At 64.6% G+C, this 17,119-nt stretch carries 14 protein-coding genes; 3 read left to right on the forward strand and 11 right to left on the reverse strand.

What is annotated here, in order from left to right; all coding sequences use genetic code 11:
- Positions 1-38: 38 nt before the first annotated feature.
- The 3 genes from MUN85_RS06570 to MUN85_RS06580 all read right to left on the reverse strand — a co-directional run bounded on the left by MUN85_RS06570 (position 39) and on the right by MUN85_RS06580 (position 2,016).
- Positions 39-755, reverse strand: coding sequence for a DUF881 domain-containing protein (locus MUN85_RS06570; RefSeq protein ID WP_250505948.1), 717 nt, complete (start codon positions 753-755; stop codon positions 39-41).
- 3 nt (positions 756-758) lie between these two features.
- Positions 759-1,091 carry a small basic family protein gene (locus tag MUN85_RS06575; protein WP_092564235.1) on the reverse strand — a complete coding sequence of 111 codons (333 nt, stop codon included), beginning with the start codon at positions 1,089-1,091 and terminating at the stop codon, positions 759-761.
- A 97-nt stretch (positions 1,092-1,188) separates the two neighbouring features.
- Complete coding sequence (locus MUN85_RS06580; protein ID WP_250505949.1) at positions 1,189-2,016, reverse strand: DUF881 domain-containing protein; 828 nt, start codon at positions 2,014-2,016, stop codon at positions 1,189-1,191.
- 133 nt (positions 2,017-2,149) lie between these two features.
- Here MUN85_RS06580 and MUN85_RS06585 point away from each other — a divergent pair, with 133 nt between their 5' ends.
- Positions 2,150-2,758 (forward strand): TetR/AcrR family transcriptional regulator, encoded by a 609-nt coding sequence (locus tag MUN85_RS06585; protein ID WP_250505950.1) that lies wholly within the window; start codon positions 2,150-2,152, stop codon positions 2,756-2,758.
- On the opposite strand, the gene pepN is transcribed toward MUN85_RS06585, so the two are convergent.
- Both pepN and MUN85_RS06595 read right to left on the reverse strand, forming a co-directional pair.
- On the reverse strand, positions 2,755-5,340 hold the full coding sequence (gene pepN / locus MUN85_RS06590) for an aminopeptidase N (protein ID WP_250505970.1): 2,586 nt from the start codon (positions 5,338-5,340) through the stop codon (positions 2,755-2,757). The genes MUN85_RS06585 and pepN overlap by 4 nt on opposite strands.
- A gap of 13 nt (positions 5,341-5,353) precedes the next feature.
- A complete protein-coding gene (locus MUN85_RS06595; protein ID WP_250505951.1) occupies positions 5,354-6,625 on the reverse strand; it encodes a cation:proton antiporter in 1,272 nt (423 codons plus the stop codon).
- A 115-nt stretch (positions 6,626-6,740) separates the two neighbouring features.
- On the opposite strand from MUN85_RS06595, the gene MUN85_RS06600 reads away from it, so the two are divergent.
- Positions 6,741-7,733: a DUF2891 family protein gene (locus MUN85_RS06600; protein ID WP_250505952.1), complete on the forward strand. Its 993-nt coding sequence runs from the start codon at positions 6,741-6,743 to the stop codon at positions 7,731-7,733.
- Position 7,734: 1 nt separating this feature from the next.
- Here the strand turns inward: MUN85_RS06600 and MUN85_RS06605 are convergent, their stop codons facing one another.
- Genes MUN85_RS06605 through hutH form a run of 6 tightly spaced genes read right to left on the reverse strand, consistent with a single transcriptional unit; the run spans position 7,735 to position 15,816 of the window.
- Positions 7,735-8,967: a dicarboxylate/amino acid:cation symporter gene (locus MUN85_RS06605; RefSeq protein WP_250505953.1), complete on the reverse strand. Its 1,233-nt coding sequence runs from the start codon at positions 8,965-8,967 to the stop codon at positions 7,735-7,737.
- Positions 8,964-10,139 carry an imidazolonepropionase gene (gene hutI, locus MUN85_RS06610; RefSeq protein ID WP_250505954.1) on the reverse strand — a complete coding sequence of 392 codons (1,176 nt, stop codon included), beginning with the start codon at positions 10,137-10,139 and terminating at the stop codon, positions 8,964-8,966. The genes MUN85_RS06605 and hutI overlap by 4 nt, the downstream gene beginning before the upstream one ends.
- Complete coding sequence (locus MUN85_RS06615; RefSeq protein WP_250505955.1) at positions 10,124-11,452, reverse strand: formimidoylglutamate deiminase; 1,329 nt, start codon at positions 11,450-11,452, stop codon at positions 10,124-10,126. Before MUN85_RS06615 ends, hutI begins: the two co-directional genes overlap by 16 nt.
- Entirely contained in the window at positions 11,449-12,639 is a 1,191-nt protein-coding gene (locus MUN85_RS06620) for an allantoate amidohydrolase (protein ID WP_250505956.1), read from the reverse strand. The genes MUN85_RS06615 and MUN85_RS06620 overlap by 4 nt, the downstream gene beginning before the upstream one ends.
- On the reverse strand, positions 12,626-14,293 hold the full coding sequence (hutU, locus tag MUN85_RS06625) for a urocanate hydratase (protein WP_250505957.1): 1,668 nt from the start codon (positions 14,291-14,293) through the stop codon (positions 12,626-12,628). The genes MUN85_RS06620 and hutU overlap by 14 nt, the downstream gene beginning before the upstream one ends.
- Complete coding sequence (gene hutH / locus MUN85_RS06630; RefSeq protein ID WP_250505958.1) at positions 14,290-15,816, reverse strand: histidine ammonia-lyase; 1,527 nt, start codon at positions 15,814-15,816, stop codon at positions 14,290-14,292. The genes hutU and hutH overlap by 4 nt, the downstream gene beginning before the upstream one ends.
- 323 nt (positions 15,817-16,139) lie before the next feature.
- Between hutH and erm the strand changes: the two genes are divergently transcribed.
- On the forward strand, positions 16,140-16,907 hold the full coding sequence (gene erm / locus MUN85_RS06635; protein ID WP_250505959.1) for a 23S ribosomal RNA methyltransferase Erm: 768 nt from the start codon (positions 16,140-16,142) through the stop codon (positions 16,905-16,907).
- Positions 16,908-17,119 lie beyond the last annotated feature (212 nt).

Here is a 17,119-nt window from a genome sequence, read left to right on the forward strand (position 1 = left end):
CGCCGGCATTTCCCAACTTGTGGGAAGAGTGCAGCGCGCTACTTTTTGTCTTGCGGCTCGGCGTACTTCAGCTCGGGCTCTTCACGCACCGAGGTGATCGAGATATCTTCCCGCTGCGTTACCGTCGAGCGGGCCCCAGCGGCGCGAATAGTGGCGAGTGCACCGCCCGGAATATCGAGTGCTCCCGACATGGTTTGCGCTCCCCCGATGGCATTAAAAACGTACGGCGAGGACAGCGGCGTGCCATCGGCGATGATCGTGTCGCCGTCACGTTGGAACCAGCTTGAGGTCGTCAGACGCTGCGAGTTCAGTTCGATTGCCTCGGCGCCAGCATTGCGGAGCTCTTCGAGGACCGTGACCATCATCTGAGCGGTGAGCGCGCCTTCATTGTCGATAATGGTGAGTGAGATTCCAGGGCCGTGGACGGGCACGGTACCGGCCAGGATCGCTCGGTTGCGGCTCTGTTCTTGCGCGGCCTCGCGGGCTGCCTGATCCGATCGGGCACCAGATTGGAGTTCTTCGAGGCGCTGCTGCAGAACCTGGGACTCGGTGGTGAGTTCTTCGTTGCGCCGCCCGAGTTCATCCAGGAGTCGAATGAGGTCGTCCTGGCGCATGCTTGCAAGGCTCTGCTGTGGCGCCTGACGAACCTGCGTAATGATACCGAGACCAAGGAGCGCGCACAGCACAATGACCGTCAGTGAGCGCGCCCCCACCAGGGTGCGCAGTGTCGACTTCGCCGAAGGCGTCTCCCCCATCGGCTACGCCTTAAAGACGTGGCGGCGGATCGCTGCGGCGTTAGCAAAGATCCGGATACCGAGCACGACAATGACCGCAGTTTGTAGCTGCGAGCCGACACCGATCTTGTCTCCAAGCCACACAATGAGGGCGGCGATGAAGACATTGAAGATAAAGGAGGTGACAAAAACTCGATCATCGAAGACATCATCGAGGCGGGCGCGCAGGCCACCGGCAAGTGCGTCGAGAGCTGCCACCACCGCAATAGGCAGGTAGGGCTGCAATCCGAGCGGCACGGTCGGTTGAAACCACAACCCGAGTCCGATGCCGACCAGCAAGCCGATAATGGCGAACATGCCCCTCCTTTAACTGCGTCAACTACCAGGGTGCCACACTCGAGCGCAGCGATGGCCGGAACACGGCGGTGTGGCCGAATTGCAATGTTTGCTCACGCTATTTGGCGACCTTTGTCCCGACCTGTGAGTCCGTGGAGACATAGCGTAGTCGCGCCTGTTGCGCTGCTGGGATTGAGAGCTCGTCTGCCGAAGCGATGTCGACCCGAACTCCGAACATGTCCCGCAGACCGGCCAGATGCGCGGAGCCACGTGTCTTGGCGAAGGCTGCCTGGATGTCGGTCGGATCAGCGATGACGGAGATCTCATAGGGCGGCGCGAGCGGAATGAGATTAACAAGCACCGCCTGGCCTGCGCTGCGAATCGCTGTGGTCGGACCAATGCGCTGGCCGTTAATCGAAATCGCTTCCGCGCCGGCGCTCCACAGGGAGTTCACGAGAACCTGGAAGTCGAAATCCTTAACTCGGCCCTCGGCCTTTTCCACGTCTCGATCATCCAGGGTCAGCACAATGCCGGGGCCACTCACCGCGACGACACCGCTCGCGGCGCCGGTGGTTGCGAGCTGCTGCGATACCAACGGTGCCTCGTCAATGACTTCCTTGCGTGCGTCTTCGATGGCCTCATTGAGTTCGAGGTTCTTCTGCACGTTGGAATCGACGTGGGCGATCATGGCATCGACCTGGTCGGCAAGGGATTGGCGCGCAGCTGCCGCGGCGTCCGAGGGCGCGCGCAGGGCGTGGGTCGCCCAAACCGCGCTGGCACCAATGACGATGCTAAGAAAAAAGATCGATGCCTTTTGCCAGGGCGGATATGGCCGCTGTTTGGCCGCCTTTGAATACCCGATATCGACGGGATCTTCCAGAATCTTGCGAAGGACCGCTCCGGATACAGAGGGCGATGACCGTCGGTGCCAACTGCTTGGCGACATCGTTCCTCCGCTCTCCTGCTATACCTAACTGGCACCATCGTAGCGTTGATCGGCCCCCTCGTTTATCCCGCCAAAGTGTGCATATTGGTTCGGTGGTGCACCATAGAACAAAGCAGATGGAAAGGGAGCTGCCATGGACCCCCGATCAATGCGGAGCCGCCAGCTTTTGCGCGATGCCCTAGCCAGCACGCTCGACAAACTTCCTTTTGAACACATCACGGTCGTTTTATTGACGAAGCGGGCGGGAGTCAATCGTTCCACTTTTTATCAGCATTACGCTACGCCGGATGATCTGCTCATCGATCTCGTCAACAGTCGGCTCGATGACACTGGTCTTTCGGAGGTGGATCCGCGAGAGCTCGATATGCGTTCCGACGATATCCCCAACTTTGTCTCAAAGTTGATGGGTTTTATTGAGCGAGCCCGACCAGCATATGTTTCGCAGCTTAGTTCGGCGGCGCGCAATACGGTCTCAATGCAATTTTGTGATCACCTCACGACAGTTTTCTATCACGTCACCAGGACAAAGACCCCGCAAGCCTCTGAACGCATGATGATGGTCAACGCCGCGGCACTTGCTGGCGCCCTGACAGGAGTCTTTTCCTCGTGGCTCAAATCCGAGGACCCCATGCCGCCGGCAGACCTTGAGGCCTGGGTCTGGCGGATGATCCGGCTATCCCTGCTTGCAGTGGAGCGCCGCGAAATGACGGGCGATTCTCGCCCGAGCCCGATAACAATCTAGGACGCTGCGGCCTGCGCTCGAAGGGCCCGTAGCACTCCGTCGCGCCCTTCAAGGACACGACGTTTCAGCGCCTTGGGAGCATCATCTGATTGTCCGAGCCAGCGATCCGTTGCCCGCACTACCGGATGAGCAGTCGGGTCCGGGGTGCCCGTCGCCCCGTCTGGGCAGTCTCCGATTTCCACCTGCGAGGGGTACATCCCGACTGCGATCCGCTCCGCCATCTGCTGGGAGCGCGAGGTCCATGCCTCCTGAATTTTCTCGAAGTAGCCCGCGACCACATCGATATCGGTGCGGCGGGTGGCGGACTTGAACCCGGCGATGTGGGCATCGAGCATTTCGTTCGAGAGCTCGGAGTTCCAGATCTCCTGCCACGTGCGCTCCGCTACCGCGGGATCGGGCAGGGACGCCATGGCTTGCGCCGCCATGACGGCGGCAAAGCCCGAGGCATCCTGCTTCTTGGCCGCGTCGATGTCCGCAACGTCAGCGCCGCCACTTGACGCTAGGGCAATGATGGCCGCCCACGTCAGGTCACGCGCGGCGTCGAGGCCATCGATGGCGCCATCGCGGATGAGGCCGAGTCGCTCGATCGTTTCGGTCGTGGCGGCCTCATCGCTGGCTGCCCGCGCGAAGGCGAGGGCCCACAGCCGGCGTCGTCCCGGATCCGAGTCCTGGTGGATTTCCTGCCAGGTTCGATCTCGTACCTCTGCAATGACCGCCTGCCGCTGCTCGCTCGGTACATAGGAACGCCACGCAAGGGTCGCTTGCTGCAGCAACGCCGAGAGCACTCCCTGCTTTTCCGCGCTTCCGTGGGTGAGCACAGCGGTGATAAAGGAGCTGGCCGGTAGGAGCGCATCCCGAGTATCGGTCCACAGCGCCGACCAGATGACTGCGCGCGTGACGGGATCGGAGATGCTCGCAAGGTGATCGAGCAGCACCGCTCGGCTGGCGTCATCGAGGCGCACAACGGCGTAGGTCAGGTCTGAATCGTTGATGACGGCGACGTCGGTAGACAGCGGCGGATCGAATTCGACAGCCTGGTCGGTCAGGTCAATGCTGCGCTGTTCCACCCGCTGCAGGCCGTCATTGTCGAGCCGGTAACTGCCGACCATGAGCCGGTGCGGCCGCGTGAGGGCGGCATGGCTGAGCGCATCTTGGGAGTCCTGCACAAGCGTCGTGCGACCGTCATTCAGGCTGAGGATCGAGGGGCCGGAGGTTTGCAGCCACGCCTTGGTCCATTCGCTCATATCGCGCCCGCTGGCCTCCCCCAGCGCGCTCAACAGATCCTCGGCAGTCGTCGCACCGAAGGCGTGATCGGCAAAATAGCGGCGTGCCGTCTCAACGAAAGTGTCTTCTCCGACGTAGGCCACGAGCTGCTTCAGGACCGCGGCGCCCTTGGCGTAGGTGATGCCATCGAAGTTCTGGGTCGCCGCGGCGACATCGGGAATGTCGGCGGCGATGGGGTGGGTGGTGGGCAGCAGGTCCTGGTTGTAGGCCCACGCCTTCCGGCCCGAGGCGAAGGTCGCCCAGGCATCGGTGTGCTCGGTCGCGGCGGCAAGTGCTGCGGTGCCTTCGTGGTCGGCGAAGGACTCCTTCAGCCATAGGTCATCCCACCACTTGGGGGTGACGAGGTCGCCGAACCACATGTGGCACATTTCGTGCAGGATCGTATTGCCGCGGGCGGCACGCTGCGCGATCGTGGGAGTGCCCTGCGGGATGTAGTGCTCGTTGAAGGTGACACAGCCCGGGTTCTCCATCGCGCCGAGGTTGTATTCGGGTACGAAGACCTGGTCGTACTTGCCCCAGGGATAGGCGTATTGGTAGCGCTCATGGAAGAACGTCAGCCCGGCCGACGTGATGGCAAAAACGTCGTCGGAATCGAATCGATCGGCAAGGGCAGCCCGGCAGTAGGCGGTCAGCGGGATTCCCAGCTGGACGTCGCGTCCGCCGACGTGTTCCGGGTAGGTCCCGCGCCACGTCGGGCCCTCCACCTTGTAGTAGGGGCCTGCGATGATCGCGGTCAGGTAGCTCGACAGCAGCGGGGTCGGCTGGAAGATGTGACGCTTCGCGTCGGGCATGAGGTCTTCGACGCTTGCCTCAGCCTGGTTGGACAGGACCGTGAAGTCCTCGGGGGCATCGACGATGAAGGTCCAGTGCGCCTTGAGGTCGGGCTGATCGAAACAGGCGTAGACGCGGTGGGCGTCCATCGGCTCGTACTGGGTGTAGAGGTAGACCTGCCCGTCCTCCGGATCACGGTAGCGGTGCAGGCCCTCCCCCGAGCTCGAGTACCGGCAGCGCGCCATGATGCGCACGTCCACCGGGCGGCCGGTGGGAACGTTTTCGATGATGATGCGTCCCGGACGTACTTCGGCGTCCGCGCCCTTGCCGTCGACCTCGATCGCCAAGACTTCGTCGGCAACGAGATCGAACATGACGCGAGGTTCAGTTGTGGTGAAGCGAGCTTGCGTCGTCGAACTGAACGTCGGCGAATCCCCCTTTGCATCCGTTACGGAGACGTGAACGGTGTAGGAAATGTCGGACAGCGCTGCACTGCGAGCGCGGGCTTCGGCGCGGGTCAAGCTCATCACAGCGACAAGGCTATCGTGTTCCCGCCTCACTTTCGCTCCCAGTAGCCTTCTCGATCACGAGCGCGCTGCCGCCAATATCCTCCGGATCATCGGGATCCAGATCCGAGGTGCGGGTGCGCGATTGCGTGATGGCAGCAAGCACGGGCATGAGGAGCACGGAGCAGGCCCCCGCCAGGATCAGCACCGATTGGGTGGTCGTTGACATCGCCTTCGCGCCGACGGCCACGTGCGTGACCGCCACGATGATCGGTAGCGCTGTCGTCGAATACAGCCCGATTCGGGCACGCTCGCCGAGCGTGAGGGGAAGGTGTCCCGGACGCTGACCTCGGGTGGAGAGGAAGACGGGAAGTCCGCGTATGACGAGGAGCGCCACGAGGAAGAACAGCAGAGAGGTCGGCTGCTGAGCGACCGCCGCGACGTCGATGCCCATGCCGGAGACGACGAAGAACAGCGGGATGAAGAAACCGTAGGCAAGCCCGTCGAGTTTTTGATCGAGTTCGTGGCGGCCGGAGGGCAGGAGCTGACGCACGATGATGCCGGCAGCAAATGCGCCAAGCACGAGGTCGAGGTCGAACTGGACGGCCAGGGTCGTGAGTGCCACGAGCAGGACAACCGTGACGCGTACCGTTGTTTGGGCGGTGCCTTCGGCCTTCATATGGATGACGTCGACGACCTTCAAGCCCCAGCTGCGGGCTTTCTTCGGAATGATGAACAGCAACGTCGCGCTGAGCGCGAAGATCGCCAGCACCCCGAGCGAGGAGACGATCGAAGTCGAGGACAGCAAAACCGCGATGGCGATGATCGGGAACAGCTCGCCGATCGTCCCGTGGGTCATGACGATGCGCCCCACCGCGGTATTCGCGATACCGCGTTCCTTCAAAATCGGCAGCAACGTTCCCAGCGCGGTTGAGGTCATGGCGATCGCTACGGCGATGACCTCCATTGATCCGAGCGGCTTATCGAGCCGGAGGCCGACAACCGCAAAGGCGAGACCGAAGGAGATCAGCCAGGCTGCCGAGGCGCGCATGCCGTGGCCGGAGCGCAGGTCATCGAGGTCGACTTCGTAGCCCGCTAACAGGAACAGGAAGGCAAGTCCCAGCTCGGAAAGCATGTGAACTTCGGGGCCGAGCTGTGCCCAGCCAAAGCCATGCGGCCCGATAAGGACGCCGAACAGGATCAGCAGCACGGCCTCGGGCACGACCCGATTGGGGATGATGTGAGCGATGAGAGGAGCAACCAGCGAAATGAGGGTGATTGCCAGCAAGGAGGTAAAAACCTCCATAGCGACCTCCAGGTAACGGGGGCAAGGTCCGAAGAAGCCTAGCAAAGCTCGTTCGCGCTCGCGCCCCGCGCGCACGGGATATGGATCACGCTTGCATTCGCGCCATACTTAGACCATGCTCGCCCACCTCAACGCTCCGGCACTCGCCGAGGCCCTCACCGCGAATCTGTCGACGTCACTGCCCTACCACGATCCCCACTTCCATCGAGAGCCTGGCGGTCACGACCCGCACCTCGCGCATCCGGCTTTTGGAAACAGCTACGACTGGCATTCATCGGTGAACTCGACGTGGGCAGCCCTGCGGCTGCGGCAGCTCTTACCTGACAGCGTTAGCCTCGATGCCGTTCTCGCCACCAACCTTACGGCCGAGAACATTGTGACCGAACGCGAGTATTTTCAGGCCAATCCCACATACGAGCGTCCCTACGGATGGGCCTGGTTCCTGCTGGTCTACGCCGAAGCCAATCGTGAACTGCGCGAGATCCTTCGTCCACTCGCCGAGCTTCTTATCACGCGCTCGAGCGAGTTTTTCTCGCAGCTATTGGCCCCCATTATGCACGGGGTGCACTCCAATACGGCCTTTGCGGCCACGCTCATGGCCGACGCTGCCGCGAGAATCAATGACGATCCGCTCACGGATGCTGCTCGCCAACTCGGGGGTGTCATCAAGCAGCGCGTACGGGACTGGTTTGTGGGGCTTTCTGACTGGCCGGCCGACTTCGAGCGATCGGGCCACGACTTCCTCTCCCCCGGCCTCACGATCAGCGAAGCGGTCGCCGCGTGCCTACCGTCCGACGAGGCGCTGGACTTCATCGGAGCCTTCCTGCCAGGCCTAGATAATCGCCACGTCCTTGCTAAGCCCGTTGATACCCGCGGCTCGCGCGACGCCCAACAGGTTCACTGGCACGGATTGAACCTGTCACGGGCAGGCCAACTGTGGCGCATCGCGGGCCTCATGAGAGCCGCCGGTGACAGCGGGCATGCCGCCCGGCTGCGCGAAGCCGCCGATCACCTCTTTGCGGCGAGCCTTGCAGAGGTGACCGGTGACAACTATGCCTCAACGCACTGGCTGCCGAGTTTCGCGCTGCGTGCGATTGAGTTTCGCTAGCCTAGGCCTCCTCGCGGCCCTCGAGTGAATCCTCGGCCGGATCCAACACGACGGGCTGCGGGTCGCCAAAGCGTCCAGCGCTGAGTTTGTCGACGATCGCGGCGATCGCACCATCACCGGTGACGTTCGTGGCGGTACCGAAGCTGTCGATCGCGATATAGGTCGCGATCATAAGCCCGACCTCGGGCTCGCTGAAGCCGAGCATCGAGGTCAGCAGACCGGATGCCGCAACGATCGCGCCGCCCGGAACGCCGGGCGCCGCGACCATCGTGATGCCCAGCATGAAGATGAAGCCGACCATCAGCCCGATATTGATCGGATTTCCGGAGATGTACATGATGGCGAGCGCGAAGCTCGTGATCTTCAGCGTCGAACCGGCCAGGTGCACGGTGGCGCACAGCGGAATCACGAAGGATGCGACGGGCTCGCTGACGCCCATCTTCATGGCCTGGCGTAACGTCACCGGGATTGTCGCCGCCGAAGATGACGTACCAAGCGCGGTGGCATAGGCCGGCAGCATCGTCTTGAGCATCGTGAACGGGTTGGTCTTGTTCATCGCGCCTGCGATCGAGAACTGAACGAGCAACACCACGAGGGTCAGTAGGAAGACGACGACGATGATCGAGAGGAACGTACCGATAACGCGGAAGACCTCACCCGCCACCGTCATGTTCAAAATGATGCCGAAGATGTAGATCGGCAGCAGCGGGATGATGATCGTCGAGATGACCTTATTGATAATCTCGCGGAACTCAACCGCCGCCTGGAACAGGGTACGTCCGCGCGTGATCGTCAGTCCCACGCCCAGCACGAAGGCGAGAATGAGGGCCGTCATGACGCCGAAGATCGGCGGCATCTCGATGGTGAAGAAGGGCGCCAGCAGCGCATCTTCGGGGTTGCCCTGATCCTCGACCGTGCCGCGCGAGAGGAGATAGGGGTAGATGACGAGACCCACGAGAAGCGCGAGGAAACCGGCGAACAGGGTCGAAAGGTAGGCAAGGCCCGCCGTGATTCCGAGCCATTTGCCCGCGCCACGGCCGAGGGAAGCGATCGCGGGGGTAATGAGACCAACGATGATGAGCGGGATGGCAAAGCTCAGGAACTGACCAAAGACGACGTTGAAGGTCACGAAGATTCGCGTCAACCAGTCCGGCGCGATCAGACCGATGAGGATGCCCGCCACGATCGCGATACCGATACGTGGCAGCAGGCCAATCCTAAAACCTTTGCTCATGCGTTCACTCCTTCAATAGTGGTGATCGGGGATACCAGCGGCATCCCAATTTGATAGGCGAGGTGTTCGTAGTGGGGGGCGTCAAGGACGTTGAGGTGAGCCTTGGCGCCGAGGGCGATGAGGCCAATATTGCTGCGTCGCAAGGCTGCGGCGCCACCGCGTGTCGCCGCGAGGAGCGCCTCGGCCACCGTCATCCCCATCTCGCGGACCGCGAGCTGGATCATGAGCGGCATGGAGGAGGAATAGCACGTGCCCGGATTGCAATCGGAGGCGAGAGCAACGCTGACGCCGGCATCCAGTAGCCGGCGCGCATCCGGATAGGGCTGCCGGGTAGAAAACTCGACGCCCGGCAGCAGCGTCGCGACCGTCGTGTCCCGGGAATCGACAAGGGCCGACAGATCCGCATCGGAGATGAAGGTGCAGTGGTCGACGCTCGCGGCCTGCATCTCGCAGGCGAGCTGGATGCCGGGGCCGTAACCGAGCTGGTTGCCATGCAGCCGCGGGGTCAGACCGGCGGCGATCCCAGCTCGCAGCACCTCCTCGGATTCCTCGCCCGTGAAGGCGTGCGGCGAGTGCGGCTCACAAAAGACGTCGACGAACCTCGCGTGCCGTGCGCACGCGGCGAGCATCTCGCCGGTGACGAGATCGAGATAGTCGCGCCGGTCGGTGCCGCTGGGTACGACGTGCGCGCCGAGGTAGGTCGTCTCCTCGGTGACCTCGCGCGCGAGACGTAGCAGGCGCGCCTCCGTTTCCGTTTCGAGGCCATAGCCGGATTTGATCTCGATCGTGTGGCTCCCAAGTGCGCGAGCGGCGGCACGTCGCTGGTGCAGCAGGGCGCGCAGCTCGTCATCGCTTGCAGCGCGAGTTGCCGCGACCGTCGTCGCGATGCCGCCGCCGTCGTAGGGGGTGCCGGCCATCCGAGCCGCGAACTCTGCGGCACGATCGCCGGCAAAGATGAGGTGGCTGTGGGAGTCGACGAAACCGGGTAGGACGCAGCGGCCTTCGACATCGATCGCGCGGTCGGCCTCGGGGGCGCGGGCGGCGGGTCCGATCCAGGTGATCACGCCGTCCTCCGCAATCACGGCGGCATCGCGCAGGAGGCCGAGCGGATCGTCCGGCTCGCCATCGCAGGTGACGAGTTGGGAGATTTGGGTGACTAGGGTGCTTGCCATAGCTCCTCCAGGGCGCAGCTCAGGAGCTCGCCGACGTCACCGAGCTCGTGGCGGGCTTCGGATACGACGTGGCGCGCTCGGATAACGACGTCGGTCACGTCTGCGGCGCTCGCGGCCATAACGATCCCGGCCCCGGTGGCGCCGGCCGTGCGCGCAGAGGCGTCGTCGATTGCGATGAGATCGGCGGGCGCGCCGCGGCGCAGGCCCGACGCTCGCTCGCCGATGCACGGGCCGAAGGTCGCGATGTCTAGCAGGCGGGCGGGGCTGAAGTGACCGCGCTCGTGGCTGGCGAGGCGTTCGTGGCCCTCCAGCGCCTGCAGTTCGGAAAACGGATCGATCACGGCGTGCTGGTCGGATCCGATGGCGAGCGGCACTCCAGCCGCGGCGAGCGCGGCCGCGGGACCGATGCCATCGGCGAGGTCGCGTTCCGTCGTCGGACAGAAGATCACGCTCGCGCCGGTGTTCGCCAGCAGCTCGATATCGCCCTCAGATAAGTGCGTGCCGTGGACGATGCTCGTGCGTGAGGTGAGCAGGCCTGACTCGGTCAGGAGCTCGATTGGACTCATCCCGGTGAGTTCGCGACAGGCGGCTACCTCGGCGAGCTGTTCGCTCGCGTGGACGTGGACGAGGCTATCGAGCTCGGACGCGACAGCGGCGAGCTCGCGCAGCTCGCCCGGGGTAAGGGCACGTACCGAGTGGGCGGCGAGCGCGAACGTGGCCTGGCCTTCGGACTCCTCGCGTAGTCGCGCGGTGCGGGCGGCGAAGGTGGCAACGCTGCCATCGCTGAAGCGGCGCTGCAACGGATCGAGCTCGAGGTGGGAGCCGGCGTCGATGCCGCCGCGCAGGTAGCACACGTCGATCAGGGTGAGCGCGATTCGGGCATCGGAGGCTGCGGCAATGAGGGCCTTGGCCATAGCGTTCGGGTCATCGTAGCGCTCGCCGTCGGGCGCAAGGTGGACGTAGTGGAACTCGGCGACGGCGCTGTAGCCGGCGGCGACCATCTCGGCGTAGGTGGCGCGAGCCAGGCGGTAGTAACGTTCCGGGTCCAATCGCGCCGCGGCCTCGTACATGACCTCGCGCCAGGTCCAAAATGTGCCGCCGCCCTCGTGGGTGCGCCCGCGCAGGGCGCGGTGGAAGGCATGCGAATGGGCGTTGATTGCGGCGGGCAGGATGATGCCGGGTAGGCGAATATCCTTGCCGCGCGCCGGCGCGTTCGTCTCGATCTCCTCCCAGCGCCCGCCGACCGCCGTGAGTCGCACGTCGCTCGCAAGCTCGCCATCGACGAGGGCGCGGGAGGCCGCATACGTCGTCATGGCAGCTGCTCGGCGGTGGCGAGAAACTCGAGGCAGTCCGCCAGGGCCAGCACGCCTGCTTCGCAGTCGGTGAGCTCCGCGTGCTCGTGCGGCGAATGCGACACTCCCGTCGGATTGCGCACGAACAGCATCGTCGCCGGCACTCCCGCATCGGCGAGGATTCCCGCATCGTGTCCGGCGCCCGTGGCGAGTAGGGGTGCCTGGAGGCGTTCGGCGATCGCGTGCGACAGGCCGGGATGGAAACTCGTCTCGGGCGTGAGCGAGATGCGGTGCACGTCGCCGCCCTCGCTGCTCGCAGCCTGGGTGATGCGCTCGATGACGTCATCGAGCTTGGCCATGGTCTCGGCGCGCGCGTCGATGAAGAGCTCGACGCCCGAGGGGATCGCGTTGATGGCGCCGGGCGAGACGTCGAGGGCTCCGACGGTTGCGAGCGTACCGGTTTCTTCGGCGGCCTCGCGCACCGCGAGGATGATGCGCGCAGCCTTGATGAGTGCATCGTCGCGATCGGTTAGCCGGGTGGTGCCCGCGTGGTCGGCGACGCCGCTCAGCTGCAGGCGCCAGCGGCCGTGCGGCCAGATCGCCGAGGCGACGGCGATGGCCTGATCCCCCATCGTCGCGAGGTTGCGGCCCTGCTCGACGTGCAGCTCGACGTAGGCGCCGATCCGCGAGATGAGCTCCGGATCCTCGGCAAGGTCCGCGCCGTCGAGCGCGTCGGCTAGGCGCGTTCCGGCAGGGTCTTTCAGCTCGCCGACGGTCTCCGCGTCGACGGCGCCCGTCAGCACTCGCGAGCCGCGGCAGGCCAGCGGGAAGCGCCCGCCTTCCTCCTCGGTGAAGTTCACGACCGCGATGGGACGCGCAGGCGTGATGCCGCGGCTGCGCAGTTCGTCGATCGCCAGAAGCGCGGAAAGCACGCCGAGGGGGCCATCGAAGGCGCCGCCGTCGGGCACCGAGTCGAGGTGGGAGCCGGTCACGACGGCGGGCCCGTCGCCCTCCTGCCACCAGCCCCACTGGTTGCCGGCGGTATCGACCTCATAACGCAGTCCGCGGCTGGTGACCTCGGCCGCGAAGAACTCGCGCAGTTCCTCGTCTTCGGGTGTGAGAGCGAATCGCCGGTAGCCGCCCTGCTCGGTGCGGCCGATCGCTTCGATGCGAGCGAAGAGTTCGGCGAGCGAATCAGCGATGCTCATCGGCGCCGTCCATCGGGATTCTCAGGCCCTGCTCGCGAGCGACGGTGCGGGCGCCCTCATACCCCGCATCGGCGTGCCGCAGCACGCCCAGGGCGGGATCGTTGGTGAGGACCCGCGCGAGCTTTTGCGCCGCGAGTTCGGTGCCGTCAGCGAGGGACACCTGCCCAGCGTGGATCGCGCGTCCCATCCCGACGCCCCCGCCGTGATGGATCGAGACCCACGTAGCGCCTGAGGATGCGGCGGTCAGCGCGTTCAGCAGCGGCCAGTCGGCGACCGCATCCGAGCCATCTTTCATCGCCTCGGTCTCGCGGTAGGGCGAAGCAACCGAGCCGGTATCGAGATGGTCGCGACCAATGACGATCGGCGCCTTGAGGCTGCCGTCGGCGACGAGCTGGTTGAAGACCTCGCCGGCCTTATCGCGCTCGCCCTGGCCGAGCCAACAAATGCGGGCCGGCAGCCCCTGGAACGCGATCTCCTTTTGGGCGCCGCGAATCCAGGTGTGCAGGCGCTCGTTGTCGGGAAACAGCTTGAGCACGGCCTCATCGGTCACGGCGATATCCTGCGGATCGCCCGACAGCGCCGCCCACCTGAAGGGCCCCTTGCCTTCGCAAAACAGCGGCCGGATATAGGCGGGCACGAAGCCCGGGAAGTCAAAGGCGCGATCGAATCCGCCCTGGCGCGCCTCATCGCGAATGGAGTTGCCGTAGTCGAACACCTCGGCGCCGGCGTCCATGAAGCCCACCATCGCCTCAACATGGCGCGCCATCGACTCGCGTGCCCGCACCGTAAAGCCTTCCGGATCCCGCGCAGCCGCATCGGCCCAGTCGGCTAGGCCAATGCCTATCGGAAGGTAGCTCAGCGGGTCGTGCGCGCTCGTCTGGTCGGTCACGATGTCGACCTCGACGTCGCGTCGCAGGATCTCCGGGAGCAGCTCGGCGGCGTTGCCAACGAGCCCGACGCTCAACGCGCGCCGCTCCTCCTTCGCAACCCGCACGCGCTGCAGCGCATCGTCGAGGTTATCGGCGACCTCATCGAGGTAGCGGTGCTCCACGCGCCGGTGCAGGCGGTGCGGGTCGACGTCGATGATGAGACAGACGCCGCCGTTGAGCGTGACGGCCAGCGGCTGCGCGCCGCCCATGCCGCCGCAACCCGCCGTCAGCGTCAGGGTCCCGGCAAGGGTTCCCCCAAAGCGTTTATCGGCGATCGCCGCGAAGGTCTCGAAGGTGCCCTGCACGATGCCCTGCGTGCCGATGTAGATCCACGAGCCGGCCGTCATCTGGCCGAACATCGTCAGTCCCATCGCCTCCAGCCGCCGAAACTCGGGCCACGTTGCCCAGTCCCCGACGAGGTTCGAGTTCGCGATGAGCACGCGCGGCGCCCATTCGTGCGTCTGCAATACGCCGACGGGCTTTCCCGACTGGACGAGCATCGTCTCGTCTTCGCGCAGATCGCGCAGCGTCGCCACCATCGCGTCAAAGGCCTGCCAGCTGCGTGCAGCCCGGCCGGTGCCGCCATAGACGACGAGGTCATCGGGCCGCTCGGCGACCTCGGGATCGAGGTTGTTCATGAGCATGCGCAGCGGCGCTTCGGTGCTCCAGGAGCGGGCGGTCAAATCGGTGCCGCGCGGGGCGGCGACGGGGCGGGGCGAGCTCATATATTCTCCTTGCGTCCGGCCGCGAGTGCGGCTCCGCTCGCCACGAGGGTGACGGCGATATCAATGTCGTGAGAAAGGAATCGGTCGGGCCCAGGTCCCGCCACACCGGCGGCCGCAAGGGCGTCAATGACGCGGCTGGCCGAGGGTGAGGGGGCAAGCGGCGCCCGCAGCTGCAGGCCGCGGGCAGCGCACAGGATCTCGATCCCAATGACGCGCGTGAGGCCATCGATCACCCGACGCAGCTTGCGTCCGGCGGCCCAGCCCATCGAGACGTGGTCTTCTTGCATCGCCGAGGAGGGAATCGAATCGACAGAGGCGGGCGCGGCCAGGCGCTTGAGTTCGGAGACGATACCCGCCGAGGTGTACTGGGCGATCATCATCCCGGAATCGACCCCGACCTCGTGCGCGAGGAAGGGGGGCAGGCCGTGACTGCGCTTGGTATCGAGCAGGCGGTCGGTTCGCCGCTCGCAGATCGAGGCCAGATCGGCGCACGCGATAGCAAGGAAGTCGAGGATGTATCCGACAGGCGCGCCGTGGAAGTTGCCGTTGGAGGCGATCTGCCCGTCGTAAATCACCGGGTTATCGATCGCGGCCGACAGCTCCCGCGTCGCGATCGTGGTAGCGAAGTCGAGCGTGTCACGCGCGGCGCCCGTCACCTGGGGAGCGCATCGCAGCGAATAGGCGTCTTGAACAATCCCGTCGTCGACGTCCTTGTGCGAGGCACGAATCTCGCTATCGGCCATGAACTCGGTGATCTGCGCCGCGGACTTTTGCTGCCCCACCTGGGGGCGCAGCGCTATGAGCTCGGGGGCGAATGCCGCATCGGTGCCGAGCAGGGCGTCAACACTCATCGCGGTCGCGAGGTCCGCGGTGTCGAGCAAGACGTGGAGGTCAGCGATCGCAAGGCACGCCATGGCGAGCATGCCATCGGTGCCATTGATGAGCGCGAGGCCCTCCTTCTCGGTCAGCTCCACGGCAGCGATGCCGCACTCGGCGAGTGCGTCGGCAGCGCTCAGCTCCGCGCCATTGACCCGGACCCGGCCCTCCCCCATGAGCGCAAGCGCGCAGTGCGCGAGCGGCGATAGATCACCGGAGCAGCCGAGCGATCCATACTCGTGCACGACGGGGACGATGCCGGCGTTTAAGACATCGAGATAGGTCTGCAGCGTCTCGGGCCGGATGCCCGTGTGGCCGGTCGCAAGCGAGTGGATGCGGATCGCCATCATGGCGCGCGTAACCTCGTCTTCGACCTCTTGGCCGCTGCCGGCGGCATGCGAGCGGACGAGCGAACGCTGCAACTGCGCGCGGCGATCTGGCGGAATATGGGTGGTCGCAAGGGCGCCGAATCCCGTGGAGACGCCATAGTGCGGCGTATCGGATCCGGCAAGGGTGTCAACGACGGTGCGGGCCTCGCGCACTCGCTGCCACGCGGCAGCAGATAGGTCCAAAAGTGCGCCATGCCGAGCAATGACGACGACGTCATCGATCGTTAGCGGCTCATCGCCGATGATGATTCGTGGCATGTGCCTAGTTAAACAGACAATGTGTCCGGCAGCACAATTACCTCGGCTTGTGAGGGGGCTCTACCCGCGACTCTCCTCGGGGCGAAAAGCACCTCTCGCGCGTCAAAGCGGGTGCCTACGCCGGGCCACAATAAAACCTTGCACACGGAATCGCCAGCATCTAACGTGGCCGACATGTTGTACTCCGGCATCGCCTCAATGCGCTTGAAGATCCGCTAACGGCGGCGAGCACTCTTCTCTATTCTCATTTGCTCCCCGCCTCGGTACCCAAGCCGGGCGGTGTCTTTGCGTGCCCGGCTCCCACCTAAGCTTCGGAGCCCAACATGCCACATTATTCTCCTGGCCGCCATGAACACGGCCAGAACTATCTCACGGATCACGCCGTCATCCGCCGGATCACCCACCTCGTCCACGCTACTGACGGTCCGATCGTTGAAATTGGTCCCGGACGCGGCGCGATCACGCTGCCCCTGGCGAGGCTCGACCGGCCGCTAACAGCCGTCGACATCGATGCGGCCAACGTCCGGGAGTTGCGACGCATCGTGTCCGGTGACGTTACGGTCATCCACCACGACTTCCTTGCCTTTCACCTGCCGCAACGTCCCCACGTCATTGTTGGGAACCTGCCATTCCACCTCACTACCGCGATCTTGCGTAAACTGTTGCACTCCCCCGGATGGACCGAGGCGATTCTGCTCGTGCAATGGGAGGTCGCTCGTCGGCGGGCGCGCATCGGTGGCGCGAGCATGATGACTGCCCAATGGGAGCCCTGGTTCGACTTCACACTGGACACCAAGGTGCCAGCCGAGGCCTTTGTGCCGCGGCCCAGTGTCGATGGTGGCTTGCTCCTTATTAGGCGGCGCGATCATCCCTTACTGCCACTGAGCGAACGCAAACCGTACCAAGGCCTCGTGCATCGGGTCTTTACCTCCAAGGGACGCGGGCTTGGCGAGATCCTCGTGCGCTGCAAGGCGATACCGAACAACCATACGGCGAACACATTCCTCGCGAGGCACAACCTGCGGCGAACCTCCCTGCCCAAGGACATGCCCGCCCGCGCCTGGGTAGAACTGTACGGAAATCGTCATTGAACGAGCGCACGTTTTGTCTCCATGACGCAGCGGGTCTCTGGCACGCACTGTTATACAGCCGCATCGGTCGTGATCGCCCATCGAACCGTTGAGAATTCGAAGTGAATATCGCCCCGCGCTGGTTGTGACACAGCTCGCCCACTTCACCACTTGTCGGCAGCGGGCAGCCGACGCAGACTAGATACCGGCGGTATTGAATACCGCCGGTATCG

Source organism: Bowdeniella massiliensis (assembly GCF_023634005.1).
Lineage (GTDB): Bacteria > Actinomycetota > Actinomycetes > Actinomycetales > Actinomycetaceae > Bowdeniella > Bowdeniella massiliensis.